Below are 14,918 nucleotides of genomic sequence, written 5' to 3'. Positions count from 1 at the left end.
CTCGGTTAAGGAAGATAGTTTGCAAAATGCAAGCGCATCTTCTCGGTAATTGTTCCCCGCTCAGGCGACTTCTTTGGTTGCCATTGCTCAAATTGCTGCGCGATAGCAGCTTTTCGTGCTAGCATCAGGCTATTATTATTACGATACAGCCAAATTGCTAAACACTTCGCACGAATTGTGCTCCACTTGATGTAATAATTATTGCGATTATGGCTAATATTTGGTGCTGGTATTCCGGTCATTAATTCAATATATCTACCTGTTTCAAGCAGTAATTGCTGAGAGCCAGAATAAATTTGAATGACAGGCCGATCACCATTCCAAACTAAGGTACCATCACCATCAATAAACCCACGAATAAAATCCACGAGATATTCGGTTGGTACATTAGGAAAGCCTATAACATGCGATTTATTTGGAATTCCTCCAAGGTTGAGTAGATCATGATACAAGCCTTGATTACAAATAACCATTTCACGACAGCTTGATTCTTTCCGTACTTGACGTAAAGCTGTTGTCGCTCCCATAGCATCAGCAATAGCTTGTAAATGTTCTATATCGATACTAGCGATCTGAACAAAATGACCACCAGTATTGGGATGAATTCGCATATATCCATCGGCCCACCAATAGCCTAGAACATAGGCCATGGTTGGTGACCATGTGCGAAAGAAAGGATTGCTAGCAGCAGGTCGAGCCATGGTAGCACCGTGCGATAACGAGGCGGTAGTTCACGTCATTGGGAACTACCGCGCGAGCAATGGATCGCAACCGAAGTTTAGAGTTCGCCTTTTTCCATCCCCGACAGGTTGATGCCGTCGAGTGAGATTAAGTCATCGGCTTCGCTATCGGTTAGCTCAACCGGGCGTTCATCAGCGGTCAAGACATCGACCGACAGACCAAGCGATTGCAACTCTTTGATCAAGACCTTGAACGATTCTGGTACGCCGGCTTCGTTGATAGGATCGCCCTTGACGATCGCTTCATACGTTTTGACCCGACCAACCACGTCGTCGGACTTGACCGTGAGCATTTCTTGGAGAATATAGGCTGCGCCATAGGCTTCGAGCGCCCAGACTTCCATTTCCCCAAAGCGCTGACCGCCGAACTGCGCCTTACCGCCGAGTGGCTGTTGGGTCACCAAGCTGTAGGGGCCAGTTGAGCGAGCGTGGATCTTATCTTCCACCAAGTGCGCCAACTTGAGCATATATTTGTAGCCGACGGTCACCGGATTATCGAATTTCTCGCCGGTGCGACCATCGTAGAGATCGATCTTAGCATCGTAGGGCAAGCCTGATTCGGAAAGTGCTTTGACGATATCCTCATCGCGAGCGCCGTCGAAAACTGGCGTGGCGATGCGGAAGCCCAAGCGTGAAGCTGCCCAACCCAAGTGGGTTTCCAAAATCTGGCCGATGTTCATCCGGCTTGGCACAGCCAACGGATTCAAGACGATATCGACAGGCGTGCCATCTGGTAAGAATGGCATATCTTCGATTGGCAGCACGCGGCTGACCACGCCTTTGTTGCCGTGGCGACCGGCCATCTTATCGCCAGGGCTGATTTTGCGTTTTTGGCAGAGCATAACGCGCACGGTTTGGTTGACCCCGACTGGCATTTCAGTCGTTTCATCGCGGGTAAAGACCTTGACATCAATGACTTTACCTTTGACCCCGTTTGGTACGCGCAAGCTGCTATCTTTGACTTCGCGAGCCTTTTCACCGAAGATTGCTCGCAAGAGCCGTTCTTCCGCGGTCAGGTCGGTTTCGCCCTTGGGTGTGATTTTGCCAACCAAAATATCGTTTGGCTGCACATCAGCACCAACGTAGATAATCCCGCGTTCGTCCAAGTTTTTAAGGCTATCTTGGCCGACGTTTGGAATATCGCGGGTAATTTCTTCGGGGCCTAGTTTGGTATCGCGGGCTTCGACTTCATATTTTTCAATGTGAATCGAGGTGAAAATATCTTCGCGGACCAAGCGTTCGCTCACCAAAATAGCATCTTCGAAGTTCCCACCTTCCCAAGGCATATAGGCCACGAGAATGTTTTGACCAAGCGCAAGCTCGCCATTTTGGGTCGAAGAACTATCGGCGATGACCTCGCCAGCCCGAATTTTATCGCCAATAAAGACGCTTGGGCGTTGGTTGATACAGGTATCTTGGTTCGAGCGCAAGAACTTGAGCAATGGATAGGTGCGTTCGGTGCCATCGTTTTCGCGCACCAAAATGCGTTCGCTATTCGATGAAAGCACCACCGCATCGGCGCGAGCCACAACCACCTGACCAGAGTCGCGGGCGGCTTTGTGTTCCATGCCAGTGCCGATAATTGGCGCGTCTGGGCGCAACAATGGCACAGCTTGGCGCTGCATGTTCGAACCCATCAAAGCGCGGTTTGCGTCGTCGTGTTCCAAGAACGGAATCAACGCGGTTGAAACACTGACCACCTGTTTGGGCGAAACGTCCATATAATCGACCGAGGCAATTGGTGATTGGACGAAATCTTCAGCGTGGCGGCATGAAACCGTTGCGTCGATAAAGCGGAAACGTTCGTCGAGCAAAGCGTTTGCTTGCGCAATGATGAACTTATCTTCTTCGTCGGCTGGCAAGTAGTCGGTTTCATTGGTGACAACTGGGTGAATTTTGATTGCGCGCAAGGGCAAATCGGCAATTTTGGTTGCCAAAGCACGGTCAATTTCGGTGCCAGTTTCAGCGATCAAATCGCCAGTAGCTGGGTTGACAATATCTTCGCGCAGCAATTGGCCATTCAGCACGCCGATGGCAATGATCTTGGCTAATTCCTCATCGACGCGAGCGCCAGCGCGGGCGATCAACTCGCCAGTGCTGAGGTGGCGAACATCGCGCGTGGTCATGCCGCGTTCAAGCCAAAGTGGCGTGTTATCGACTTCACGGTAGACGCGGCGATATGGCGTTTCGAGGAAGCCCATTTCGTTGACGCGAGCAAAGGTCGACATCGTGCCAATCAGACCGATGTTTGGCCCTTCAGGCGTTTCGACTGGGCAGATCCGGCCATAGTGCGAGTGGTGAACGTCGCGAACTTCAAAGCCTGCGCGATCGCGGCTCAGACCACCAGGCCCAAGCGCTGAAAGCCGGCGTTTGTGGGTCAACTCAGCCAATGGATTGGTTTGATCCATGAACTGGGAAAGTTGCGAACCGCCGAAGAACTCGCGCATGGCAGCGACCACAGGCCGGATATTGATCAAGCCGTTGGGCGTTGCTGCTTCTGGTTCTTGCAACGACATGCGTTCTTTGATGACCCGTTCCATGCGCAACAAACCGACGCGGAATTGGGTTTGAATCAATTCGCCGACGGTCCGCACACGGCGGTTGCCAAGGTGGTCAATATCGTCTGGGTTGCCAATCCCATTATTGAGATCGATCAAGCGCTCGACGATTTTGAACAAATCGGCTTTGCTCAAGACGCGCATGCTGAGGCTGGGAATTTCTTGGCCTTCGAAGAGGCGGCTTTTTTCCCAGAGATTGCGATTTAATTTATAGCGACCGACTTTGCCCAAGTCGTAGCGGCGTGAGTTGAACAGCAAAGTTTCCAATAACGATCGAGCGTTATCGACGGTTGCTGGGTCACCTGGGCGCAAGCGCTTATACAATTCCATAATCGCTTCTTTGGCATTGGTTGAAGGATCTTTATCCAAGGTCGAAGCGATATATTGGTGGTCGCGGTTAACATCAACATTCGCGAACAAGGCCATAACTTCTTCGTTGAGCCCACATTGATCAAGTGGTTTCTCGCCGAACAAGCCCAGCACTGCGCGAATCAAGATCGTGACCGGCAACTTCCGTTTGCGGTCGACCTTGACCGAAAGCACATCGCGCTTATTGGTTTCGAACTCCAGCCAAGCACCACGATTGGGGATCAACTTGGCGCTATGGAGCGAACGACCGCTGGTTGGCTCTTTTTCTTCCTTGAAATACACGCCAGGCGAACGAATCAACTGCGACACAACAACCCGTTCTGCGCCGTTGATCACAAACGTCCCATTATTGGTCATCAATGGGAAGTCGCCAAGGAAAATATCGCTTTCCTTGATTTCGCCAGTCGTTTTGACCTTCAACCGCACGCGGACACGGAGTGGCGCGGCGTAGGTCATATCGCGTTCACGGCACTCAAATTCGTTATAGCGGGGTTCGCCGAACTCATAATCGCTAAACGAAAGCTCTAGGTTTTTGCCTGTGAAGTCGTCGATGGGATTAATTTCATCGAACAACTCACGAAGCCCTTCACGTTGAAACCAGCGAAACGAATCGATCTGGGTTTCGATCAACTTCGGTAATTCAATCGCATCGGTAATGCGAGCAAAACTCCGACGTGATGCGATCATCGCACGACCTTGGTCATCGCGGAAGATACTGGACGTGATCAGCGGTGGCAGGATAACAGTTGACTGAACTTGCGGCATCAGCTTCGCTCCCTAGCCCCGCAAAAGCACAAAATGCTCACATCCAAACACCCGTAGTCAAAAAGGCGACTTGTGGTTGTCCGGCTGCGAGTTTGACTGCTTTTGGCGGCAGCGCAACGAAAAATACGCCCAACGGCGTGGTATTGATATACATTCTTGGCGTGGATCGAAAGCCTCGTCCAAACACTACGAAAAGCTATTTTTGCAAAAGGAGATTATAGCACCAAGGTTGAGAGGTGTCAAGAGACAATACGAGGTTTAAACTTGCGGGCATTATACTCTTGCGCCCGAGAGAAGTCAACCCCTTTTTTTAGAAATTCGCACATATGTTTTGAATGCTAAGAAAAGGGGTTGTTTGGTTAGTGTTGTTCAAGCCATTCACGGGCAAATTGGGCATCGCGGCCAATTTGGGCTACCAGCTGTTCGATGCCAGCAAATTTTTGTTCGCCGCGAATATGCTGCAAAAAGCTGATTCGCAACGGGCGGCCATAAATATCTTCATTGAAATCGAAAAGATGGGCCTCAACCGCCCGTCCAAGCACGCCAAAGGTTGGCCGAACGCCAATGTTGGTTACCGCACCAAAACTGCGCCGATCATCAAGCAACTGCACCTTGCACACATACACGCCATCTGCTGGCAACATGTGGTTGCTGGCAATTTGCACATTGGCAGTCGGAAAGCCAATTTTGCGCCCGCGCTGGTCGCCTGGCACAACCGTGCCTTGCAAGCTAAACGGTCGCCCAAGGTAGTGATTGGCGGTTTGCACATCGCCAGCGGCCAAGCAGGTGCGAATTGCGGTTGAGCTAACAATCTCATCATCAAGCGTCCAATAGGGAATTGGCTCAATTGTAAAGCCCAGCTCTTGCCCTAAATCCTGCAACACGGGCATTGTGCCAGCGCCACGGTGGCCAAGCTTAAAATCTGGCCCAACCCATAATTCGCGCACAGGAATGTGGTTTAACAACAGTTGTAAAAAAGCCTTGGGGCTGAGTTGCGAGGTGGCCTGATTAAACGGCAGAACGGCCAAAATATCGATGCCAATATCTTGCATTAATGCTGCGCGCTCGTTGATGGTGGTCAAATAGCGAATCTCACGCTCAGGCCGCAGAATCTCATCGGGATGCGGATCAAACGTCAGCACCGCACTATGGCAATCGAGTTGGCGAGCGCGTTCAACCAAACGGCGAAGAATGTGTTGATGAGCTTGATGCACACCATCAAACTTTCCAATCGTTAAGAGCGTCGGAGTTTTATACTGCACGCTGGCAAGTTCAGCAAAATGCATGGCCTAATTCCAATTCATTAAAGTTACCAATATCGCCTCAAAAGATACCATTGTCACTGGTAAATAGCAAAGGATTTGCGATGAAGGATGAAGGATGAAGGATGAAGGCAGAAATCAAAAGGCAAAAGGCAGAAGGCAGAAATCACAATGATCAGGTAATCGACCCGACTATGAGCACAGCAGGATAATCAAGCAAATCTGTGTCAATCTGTGGCGAAAAACTTAACCTTCGCGATCTTCGTGCTCTTCGTGGATCAATAATTCAACGCAGAGGATACGAGGCTTTTGGCTATTGGCTTTGGGCTAGCGGAAGGATAATCAAAACAATCTGTGTAATCTGTGGCTAAAACGTTCTTCGTGCAATTCGCGATCTTTGCAGTTTCTGTCCTTCGTGCTCTTTGTGATCTTCGTGGATCAATAATTCAACGTAGAGGCGCAGAGGAAGTGAGACTATTGGCTATAGGTAGCATAGGTGAGTTTGGGTAGGGCGCTGGGGAAGCAACAAGCAACTGATCCCTAGCGCCCGAACCCCTAGATTTATGCCTTCGCTCGAGAGCGCAACAGCAAGCCACCAAGCGTAACCAAATGGCGTAACATCCGCACCGAAACTTGCGCCAAGCATGAGAATTCACCAATTTTGAACATCGCAACCATCCCATCCTTGTATAACGCTGCCGTTGATGCTACACCCTAGCACAGTGGTAGAGTCAACCGCCAATTAATCGCAGCATTTAACCAAATAGAGAGGAGCAGATCATGATGTATTAGTTTCGAGTTATGCGCTGGACAGTATTGGGCGTTATTGCTAGTTGTTTTGTGTTAATCGGCATTGCAATGTGTGCAATTAATAGTTTTTTTGACCGAGATACGCCTGAGAATGCGCGGCTTGCACCAATTATTATTGATGAACCTATGATCTCGTGCAGTATCTCACCGACTCGTAATTTTGTTTTAACGAGGACGATTCAAGGCGGAGCGGAGCAAAAAATTTACAACCTGAAGACTGGTGACGAAATTGCCTATCCTGATAATCGTGAAACCGATCCCTATAGAAATAACCCTTATGGTAGCCCATTCGGCTGGATTAATGACCCAACCCAAGATATTGTGGTAGTCTCTCCATATTGGTTAGTTAACGTAACGACAGGGGGTGTAACAAAAGTTGAGCTGTCGGCTGAGCAATAGTAACGCTAGCGAGGCTTGAACATGCTGTTTAAGTTGCATACATACCAAGAAAGGGATTAATTATGGCGATAACCATCGATCGGCTTGGGGTTGGCGACGAGGCGATTATTCAACAGCTGGCACTTGATGATGCCTTATTTGGGCTAGAGCCTGATGTCGATGAGCCATTAATTGCGCTTGACGATCAAGCTGCTCGCCAATTTTTGGCCAATCCGGCGGTGCTCTATTGGGTCGCCCGCGAAGCCGAAGTGATTACTGGCTTTTTGTATTGTGTGGTCGTGCCGCTGCGTTCAGGCGAAGGCAGCGAAGTTTTGCTTTATGAAATTGGCGTACATCACCAGTGGCGACGCAACGGCATTGGCCAAGCGCTGATCCAAACTATGGAAGCATGGATGGATGCGCATGCAATGAGTGCAGTCTGGGTGCTAGCCGATAATCCAGCTGCTACGCTGTTTTATCAGGCTTGTGGCTTTGCAATCGAGGAAGAACAACCGACCTACCTAGTTAAGAACATAGAACAAAGAGCATAGAGCATAGAAATTATGAAGGATGAAATGCCAAAGTCAAAACCATAATCGATTAGTTTTAACGCAGAGGCGCAGAGGAATCATGGCTATTGGCTATTGGCTATCGGAATATTATTCGTGGAATTCGTGGCTCAACAATTGAGGCTATTGGCTATTGGCTTTGGGTCAGCAACAACATAATCTCAAAAATCTGTGCCAATCTGTGGCTAAAAACAGCCTTCGCGTCCTTTGTGTTCTTCGCGGTTTCAGCCCGTCGTGAATCAGATTTAACGCAGAGGCGCAGAGAAACAAAGGATGAGGGATGAAGCCTATAGCCTCATCCCCTTCGTGTGCTTCGTAAATTACTATCTGGCCCCTAGCCCTTGACCTCTGCTCCCTCGTTTACTGCCGACGGGCACGATTTTTGGCGGCCCGCAAGCGTTCGATTGGATCTTCTGCTTCGTCAACGGCTTTGGTGGAATGTTCCGGTTTGCCCGTCAATGGCGCGGTTGGTGGGTTGTCTTTGGGCTTGACTTCGCGCTCGCTCTTATCGCTGAACATTTGCTGGCGCGCACGGCCCTTAGCGCCTTGCAAGCTGCTCATGGTGGCAGTTGGAGCCGCAGCAGCGGTTTGGCGTTCTTTGCGGGCTGTTTGCAAGGCCGTAAAATCTTTACGCCGCAAGTTAAGCCGGCGAGCTGCAACATCAAGCAGCAGCAAAATCAGCGCCGCAAACAATAAGCCCAAATCAATTGGCGTAGCGCGGCGTACCGCATCGAGCGTATGATCAAAGGCTTGGATTGGTTGGCTCAAACTGCGGCCAGCTGTTGCCTTTGCCAAGGTGCTGAGCAATTCAGGGTTGGCTTGACCTTGGCGATATTCAGGCGAGTAGGGCACGATCAAGCCCAACGTGCGGGCAAAAGCTGGCTTGCCATTGGCATCATTGCCAACAACCTGAATCAAATAGGTGCCTGCAATGGGGCTGGCAACCCGTGCCCGATATTGGCCCGGCCCAACTTCGACCAAGGTTGCGTCGATAGCCTCGTCGGTTGGCCCAACCATACGCGCATTGACGTTCATTGCAGTTTGAGGAGCGCCCTGCTCGTCGTTGGCTACAATATCAATTTGTACATCGCTACCAATCAATGAAGCTTCGCCACTGACGCTATCGTTGCTAATCCGTGGCAAAAGCCAGCCAACCAATTGGGCGGTGAAGCGTGGAAATTGATCCCACGTAACCCAATTGCTGGCCCACTTGCCCTTGAGATCGCTCGTCCAAGCGATGCTGCGGCCAAGCCCATATTGCCATTGAGCCAAGATTGGTGATCCATCGCTGGCCGTTAAAATAACCTGAGCATTATCTTTTTCAACTGTACCGTTGTAGCCCAACAAGCTTGGCAAGCCCTCTTGCAAATCGGCCAGCACTGGGCTATCGCCAGCATAGGCTGGGGTAAATTGCTCCTCGACGATGTAGGTGCCAACTGCTTGAATTGTTTCTTGCAAGAAGATTTGGGGCACTTCTTCCATGGCACGGGCTGGATAATAACGTCCGCCGCCAAGCTCTGCGTAGCGTTGCAAGGCGTTATCCGAGCCATTACCAGCAGCAACGACCGAGAGCGTGATGCCATCTTTGTTCATATTTTCGGCAATGTTGCCAATATCGGTGGCATGGCCCCAGCCATCAGTCAACAGAATCGCATGTTTGATTTTGGCATCGCTTTGACGCAATTGCTCGTAGGCGGCGTTCATGCCGCTGACCACGTTGGTTTGGCCATTGGGTGCTACCGGCGATAACGCTGCAACAACATCATCTTGGCTGGGCACTTTGTTGAGTTCAATCGTCCAGTGGGCTGCATCATCAAAGGTTACAACGCCCAATTTATCGTCTTTACCCAACACAGCTGCTGCTTGAGCCACAGCTTCTTTAGCAATATCGATCTTGCGCGTGCCACCACCAGCACGAGCTGACATATCGCCACCGTTACAGTGACAGGCATCCATACTGCCCGATTTGTCGATGATAAACACCAAGGCAATATCTGGGCGTTGCTGACGATTACGCACGTCCATACTGACTGGCAGGGCTTCTTCGATTGGCGTGGCGGTGTAGCCACCAACCCCAAAACTTTGGCGACCGCCGATCATGGCCAAGCCGCGCCCAAGATCGCCAACATACGAGCGCAGCAATTTTTGGGTATCTTGGTCGATAGTACGCGAAGGCACATTCAGCAACAAAATCGCTTCATAATCGCTCAGCGCTGCTAAATCGGTCGGCAAGCCAGTTGCTGGCACCACCACGGGCACTAAATTGGCTGCTTCGAGGGCTGGCCGCAGCGCGCTCGCATCACCAACTTCGCCTTCGACCAACAGAACTTTGGGCGGGCCGCCAATTTGCACCAACGAAGCTGCCACATTATTTTGAGCACGAGTATCGCTGGTTGGCACAACTTGGGCGCTATAGCGATGAAAGCCTTGATCGTTGACAACTAAGGTGGTGGTGAAGCTCGTCGTACCAATCGGCAAGCTAATCGCTTCTTCGAACACAATTTGCTCATCGGCGCGCCAACGTAATTGAGCTGATTGGGCCGTGTTGCTTTCAATCGTCGCGATCAGCTGAATCTCTTGGCCAGTGCGGGCTGCTGAGGGAGCGCGAAACGCACTAATCGCCACTTCGGGGTTGCCTTGCTCGATGCCAGTTGGCACAATATCAATTGGTACATTGCGGCGTTGCGCCAGCGGAACCATTTCCAAGGCGCGGCCACTGTTCTCGCCACCATCGGAGAGCAACACAAGCCGTTTTTGGGTATCGGCGGGAAAGAGCGCCAAGCCAAGCTGCAGCGCCTCGCTAATGTCGGTGCGCGCCGCGATTGGCACCGATTGAATCGTGCCTAAGCGCTGAATATCCGATGGCACGCGCTCAACCAAGGCGTTCTCGCCAAAGACCACAACCGCTGCTTTATCGCCTTCTTGCATGCTTTGGAGCGCTTCAGCAATAAACTGCTCGTTGGTGGAGCGTTGGCTAGGGGCGATCGAGTCGGAGCTATCGAGCAAAAACACCGTGGTCAAGTTTTGAACTGGTTGGCGCACTTGGGTTCCGGCGAGGCTGCCGATCAAACATAGCAGCAACAGCGTGCGCAAGCCAAGCGCCCACCAACGGCGTTGACCGCTACGGCCACGGCTGTTGAACCAGCCCAACAGCCATACCAACGGCAGCGCCAGTAAAAACCATAGATATTCTGGTCGAACAAACGAGAGCATAACTTCACCCTAGCAAGGCCAAATGCCAACGGCATCGGGAGCCTCTCCATGAACAGCCTGCCCAGCAAAAGCGCTAGGCGGTTGAATGTTACGGTTCAATTAGATTGCAACTGGATACGGCAGTTGGAGTTCGTCGCCAGTAACGCCGCGAATGCCCCAATTGTGAGCTGGCGTTTCGATCAGCGTAATTTCTACATCCTGTGGTTGAATGCCATGCACTTGGGCAATTTGGCCAAACAACCCTTGGATTAAGGCTTTTTTGGCGGCAATGCTACGTCCAGCAAAACAGCTAATTTCAATAATCAGATAGTTGCTTGAGCGATCAGCTGGCATCAACCAATCATCAGCTGCCATTGGAAAAAAGCGTTGAAAGCGTTTATTGGCCGGCAATTGAAAATGCTCAACCATACAGCTATGAATGGTTTCGGCTAAGGCCGCCTTGATTGGGTTGAGGCTACTGGTTAAGCCATAGATTTTGATTTGCGCCATAAATCCTCGCTGTTTTTTAGGCTGCACTGCGGCGGGCATTCCACCAAAGTTTGAGCCGCGTCAAGGCGCTGCGTTGGGCAAAAACCCATTCAATCAAAACGAAAATTAATGCTGCCAAGGCCAACCAACGCCACCATTCTTCGCGGCCAGCTTTGGCTTGGGTGGTTTCGCTTGAGCCAACTTGGCCACCGCCAATTTGGGCCACATCGAGCACCTGCACTGGCGTGATTTTGGCTTCGCTTTCGCGATAGGCATTGACGACATAGCGTTGGCTACGGGCAACCACGCCATCATTTAGCAATTCGACGCTATAAATGCCTGCTTGGTTCATGAGGCTGCCATCGAAGCTGACTAAGCCATTGTTTGGCGCTGCTTCGTGGGTTTTGCCGTCAGGCTGAATCAGCCGCACGCCGCTAATATCGTTGGTTACCGCAAAGGCAAATTCTTGGTCGGGCGGCAAAATCGCTGAATCGCCACCAGTGCCCGGGGCCAAGTAGCCAACCAAATTGGCAATCAACAAGGGAAACGAAATATTCAAGGGCAAATCTGAATCGTGGGTGTCAAAGCCCAGCACCGCAATCCGCCGCCCATCCACTTCGCCAGCAATCAACAATGGCCCTGCGGCGCTATCGATGACCGTATGTGCCCAAGGTGCATTTTCAATCCGTGCCGATTTCAAGATGTTGACTTCGCCAAGTTCGACGTTGCGCAACAACGGGTCATCGGTTGGGGCTGGGCGCGGCACTGGTCGATCTAGGCTGCCTGTGACCGAAAAATATTCGGTTGAGCGATAGGGCGCGATAAACAGCAAGTTGCCTGGCGGTAATGGCTCTGGCAAGCTGGCATCGAGAATCGTCAACAAAGCCGTGTCGGTAAAGGTCGCAGTTTCCGTCAGATAGGCTGAAACTTGCACTCGTGGCATCAAACCCAAGGCCGTGGCCAAAAAGCGATTGCCCGGCGTGACAAAGCGCACTGGAATTGCATCACTTGAGGGCCGAATCGCCCACGCCACATCATCGCTGGGCAAGCTATCACTGCCATCAAGCCACGCCTCGACGGTGCTGGCAGTTGACGGCACATCGATATTGACGGTTTGATCTTGGCCGGGCAGAATTTCCAAGTCGTAGGCGTTGAACAACGTGCCATCGAGAGTCACCAACAAGCGGCGGGTGACCCGTTCTTGGCCTTGGTTGGTGACGCGGGCAAAAAAGGTCAGCGTGCCAGGCGCTAGCTCGTTCAAGGCAATTGCGGCAATTGCTTGGTTGTTGTTACTGCTGCCAACCGGAAAATAGCGAATTTTGGCTGGCAAAGTTGCGCTCATTGGCACGGTCACTTGGCCGTCGGTCAAAATTGCCACTTCCGATTCTTCTTCGCGGGCGGCCAAAGCTCCAGCCAAACTCAAGGCTTGCGACATATCCGAGCCGCCGCCCAAGCGCAATTCGATGCCTTCGATTGCGTCGCGAATTTCGCGGCGGTCGGTGGTGGCGGCAGCAGGCACATCAAGCTCGCCGCCGATGGCCATAATCGTGGCCCGTGCGCCATCGGGCAGTTGGTCGACCAAGCGAATTGCTTCGTTTTTGGCTGCTTCAAGCCGATTGGCCTCAACATCAGTTGCGCCCATCGAAGCCGAGCGATCAATAATTACAATGAGATTTTGCCCACTAACCCCAACGGTTTCGCGAAACGGTCGCGCGATTGCAAACGCCAAAAGCAAGGCAATCAGCAATTGCAGCCAGAGCAACCAATTGTGGCGCAGGCGTTGCCACGGCGCGTTGGCCTCAACATCGCGAACCAATTGATTCCACAAAAAGGTTGAAGAAACCGTGCGTTCCTCGCGGCGCAGGCGCAAAATGTACATGGCCACAATGCCAGCCAAAACCGTACCGCCGGCGATAAACATTAATGGTGCAATGAATCCCATACTTATCTACTCACTCTGCTAGCTGCGCATCAGCATGATATTGCGCAAATTGTTGCAACGCCATCTGCTGATCGGCTGGCGATTTAAAGGCTCGCTTGGGAATAACAACCACTCGATTGTTATGGCTAATCAAAAGAATATGCTCTGCTTCATTCAGCATCGTTTGAATAAAATTCCATTTAAAATCACTCATAAAGCAAGGATTTGTTTCTTGAATATGATTTGCATCGCCTAGAAATGTTGTTGGCAGTTCAAATGTATCCTGTTCATGGCGATAATTCTTTTTCAAATAATCTAAAGTGAATTCACGCATATCACGGTGATTGTAAATAATCCAACCACTCAGTAAAATCAAGCCCAGCACAATTAACCAAACAACCAACTGATCGACTTGGATCAGCGCAGCAATAAAGAACGCGATTGTTCCAGCGCCTAAAACATACAGCAATAATTCATAATAGCGATTCAAATTAAGCGACTGCTGATAGCGTGGGTTATGCTTATACATCGCTAAATTGGCTGCTTGATAATCGTTAAAATCAAGTTGATAGGTTAATTCAATTGGTTGCATATTAAACCTTATGCTTTACTGCAACAACTGTATCACGTGGGCCTGCTTGGGCTTCAGCGCGCCGAACTTTGGCTTTGGCTTCTGCATCTGGCAATAGATTACCTGCATCATCAACAATCGAAACATAGATAACATTGGCTGATTCTTGGCGATGGCGCGTAATTCGTGGATCGTCGATGATTTCATCACGTTCTAAATAGCCAATGTAGCGAATGCCACGATAACAAGAAAGCAGGCTGGCAATAATCAAAATAGCGCCGATAAACGGTCTATTTAGTTGAGTTGCGATATATATTCCTGCAATCGACAAAACAATCGTTAAGCCATAGACAAAACGCCGTAAGCGTTTAAATTTATCCTTCTCCATTTGTCCCTCAATCTCTAGCGCACAATTTGGCGTTCACGTAAGACTGAAACTAACAATGATTCTAGTGGCAAGCTGGTATCAACAAAGATATAGTTGATGCCGCGGGTTGTGCAAAAATGCTCAACTTCTTCGCGCCATGCTTGCAAGCGTTCAACATAGCGTTGCAATAAATCGAGATCAGCGCTAATATCGAGCGCTTCGCCACCTTCAGCGTCGAGCAATTTCAAATCGCCCTCGAATGGTGGGTTTAGCTCATCTGGTGAGAGCACATGCAGCACCGTTATTTCAAATGGGCGGCGGCCAAGCGTGCGCAAGGCTTCTTCCCAATCGGGCGTGAGCAAATCGCTGCACAACAGTAGTGGCCCAGCAACCCGCGCGGTTTGCACATAGCGGCGGCTGGCTTGCAACAAGCTGGTGTTGCCGCTGCCTTTGAGTTGGCTGAGCAAGTTAAATAAGGGTGGTACGCCTGCCCGCCCGCGCCCAGCCGGAATCCGTTGCTCGTTGCCACCCCCAAAACTGGTCACTTGAGCGCGATCAAGGCTGGCTAAGGCGATGTAGCCCAAGGCTCCCGCTGCTTGGGCTGCATAGCGCAGCTTGTTTGGCTCGCCCCAATCCATCGAAGCGCTGGTGTCGATCAACAGGTGGAGCGTAATTTCTTCTTCGGCCACAAACAGCTTGAGGAAGAACTTCTCCAAGCGGGCATATAAATTCCAGTCGATTTGGCGAAAGTCGTCGCCGGGCGTGTAGGGCTTGAAATCGGCGTATTCGACCGACGAGCCACGCCGCGGCGAGCGGCGTTCGCCTTGCATCTGGCCTGCAATATTGCGGCGCGTCAGCAGCGCCAAACGATCCAATTGTTTTAAGAATTGTGGTTCAAATAGCGCTGCTTGTTCGCTCATGTCAACG

General features: G+C 50.9%; 11 protein-coding genes. 2 read left to right on the top strand and 9 right to left on the bottom strand.

The annotated features are described in order from the left end of the window. Positions 1-5: 5 nt before the first annotated feature. The 3 genes from ACFMKP_RS11605 to ACFMKP_RS11595 form a co-directional block, all read right to left on the bottom strand. The gene (locus ACFMKP_RS11605; protein WP_382291975.1) at positions 6-701 is read right to left on the bottom strand and encodes an LAGLIDADG family homing endonuclease; all 696 of its coding nucleotides are present in this window, start codon (positions 699-701) and stop codon (positions 6-8) included. A 77-nt stretch (positions 702-778) separates the two neighbouring features. After that, positions 779-4,432: a DNA-directed RNA polymerase subunit beta gene (locus ACFMKP_RS11600; RefSeq protein ID WP_382291973.1), complete on the bottom strand. Its 3,654-nt coding sequence runs from the start codon at positions 4,430-4,432 to the stop codon at positions 779-781. A gap of 359 nt (positions 4,433-4,791) precedes the next feature. Next, positions 4,792-5,718: a bifunctional riboflavin kinase/FAD synthetase gene (locus tag ACFMKP_RS11595; RefSeq protein ID WP_382291971.1), complete on the bottom strand. Its 927-nt coding sequence runs from the start codon at positions 5,716-5,718 to the stop codon at positions 4,792-4,794. A 777-nt stretch (positions 5,719-6,495) separates the two neighbouring features. Here ACFMKP_RS11595 and ACFMKP_RS11590 point away from each other — a divergent pair. Together ACFMKP_RS11590 and ACFMKP_RS11585 are read left to right on the top strand one after the other, a co-directional pair. Continuing rightward, positions 6,496-6,903 carry a hypothetical protein gene (locus tag ACFMKP_RS11590; protein WP_382291969.1) on the top strand — a complete coding sequence of 136 codons (408 nt, stop codon included), beginning with the start codon at positions 6,496-6,498 and terminating at the stop codon, positions 6,901-6,903. 62 nt (positions 6,904-6,965) lie between these two features. After that, on the top strand, positions 6,966-7,433 hold the full coding sequence (locus ACFMKP_RS11585) for a GNAT family N-acetyltransferase (RefSeq protein ID WP_382291967.1): 468 nt from the start codon (positions 6,966-6,968) through the stop codon (positions 7,431-7,433). 378 nt (positions 7,434-7,811) lie between these two features. On the opposite strand, the gene ACFMKP_RS11580 is transcribed toward ACFMKP_RS11585, so the two are convergent. The 6 genes from ACFMKP_RS11580 to ACFMKP_RS11555 form a co-directional block, all read right to left on the bottom strand. Further along, positions 7,812-10,664, bottom strand: coding sequence for a VWA domain-containing protein (locus ACFMKP_RS11580; RefSeq protein ID WP_382291965.1), 2,853 nt, complete (start codon positions 10,662-10,664; stop codon positions 7,812-7,814). A gap of 99 nt (positions 10,665-10,763) precedes the next feature. Continuing rightward, a complete protein-coding gene (locus ACFMKP_RS11575) occupies positions 10,764-11,153 on the bottom strand; it encodes a tautomerase family protein (RefSeq protein WP_382291963.1) in 390 nt (129 codons plus the stop codon). A 16-nt stretch (positions 11,154-11,169) separates the two neighbouring features. Further along, the gene (locus ACFMKP_RS11570; RefSeq protein WP_382291961.1) at positions 11,170-13,074 is read right to left on the bottom strand and encodes a VWA domain-containing protein; all 1,905 of its coding nucleotides are present in this window, start codon (positions 13,072-13,074) and stop codon (positions 11,170-11,172) included. A 10-nt stretch (positions 13,075-13,084) separates the two neighbouring features. Then, entirely contained in the window at positions 13,085-13,645 is a 561-nt protein-coding gene (locus ACFMKP_RS11565) for a hypothetical protein (RefSeq protein ID WP_382291959.1), read from the bottom strand. 1 nt (position 13,646) lies between these two features. After that, positions 13,647-14,012, bottom strand: coding sequence for a hypothetical protein (locus ACFMKP_RS11560; protein ID WP_382291957.1), 366 nt, complete (start codon positions 14,010-14,012; stop codon positions 13,647-13,649). A gap of 14 nt (positions 14,013-14,026) precedes the next feature. Continuing rightward, positions 14,027-14,911 carry a DUF58 domain-containing protein gene (locus tag ACFMKP_RS11555; protein WP_382291955.1) on the bottom strand — a complete coding sequence of 295 codons (885 nt, stop codon included), beginning with the start codon at positions 14,909-14,911 and terminating at the stop codon, positions 14,027-14,029. Between the last annotated feature and the right edge of the window lie 7 nt (positions 14,912-14,918).

Origin of the sequence: Herpetosiphon sp. NSE202 (assembly GCF_042688385.1) — a bacterium.
Taxonomy (GTDB): Bacteria; Chloroflexota; Chloroflexia; order Chloroflexales; family Herpetosiphonaceae; genus Herpetosiphon.
This window is presented reverse-complemented; position numbering and strand designations above follow the sequence as displayed.

Coding starts and splice junctions, on each gene's coding strand:
- ACFMKP_RS11580 (WP_382291965.1), bottom strand. CDS start 10,664: ATGCTCTCGTTTGTTCGACCAGAATATCTATGGTTTTTACTGGCGCTG.
- ACFMKP_RS11555 (WP_382291955.1), bottom strand. CDS start 14,911: ATGAGCGAACAAGCAGCGCTATTTGAACCACAATTCTTAAAACAATTG.
- ACFMKP_RS11605 (WP_382291975.1), bottom strand. CDS start 701: ATGGCTCGACCTGCTGCTAGCAATCCTTTCTTTCGCACATGGTCACCA.
- ACFMKP_RS11560 (WP_382291957.1), bottom strand. CDS start 14,012: ATGGAGAAGGATAAATTTAAACGCTTACGGCGTTTTGTCTATGGCTTA.
- ACFMKP_RS11575 (WP_382291963.1), bottom strand. CDS start 11,153: ATGGCGCAAATCAAAATCTATGGCTTAACCAGTAGCCTCAACCCAATC.
- ACFMKP_RS11595 (WP_382291971.1), bottom strand. CDS start 5,718: ATGCATTTTGCTGAACTTGCCAGCGTGCAGTATAAAACTCCGACGCTC.
- ACFMKP_RS11600 (WP_382291973.1), bottom strand. CDS start 4,432: ATGCCGCAAGTTCAGTCAACTGTTATCCTGCCACCGCTGATCACGTCC.
- ACFMKP_RS11590 (WP_382291969.1), top strand. CDS start 6,496: ATGCGCTGGACAGTATTGGGCGTTATTGCTAGTTGTTTTGTGTTAATC.
- ACFMKP_RS11565 (WP_382291959.1), bottom strand. CDS start 13,645: ATGCAACCAATTGAATTAACCTATCAACTTGATTTTAACGATTATCAA.
- ACFMKP_RS11585 (WP_382291967.1), top strand. CDS start 6,966: ATGGCGATAACCATCGATCGGCTTGGGGTTGGCGACGAGGCGATTATT.
- ACFMKP_RS11570 (WP_382291961.1), bottom strand. CDS start 13,074: ATGGGATTCATTGCACCATTAATGTTTATCGCCGGCGGTACGGTTTTG.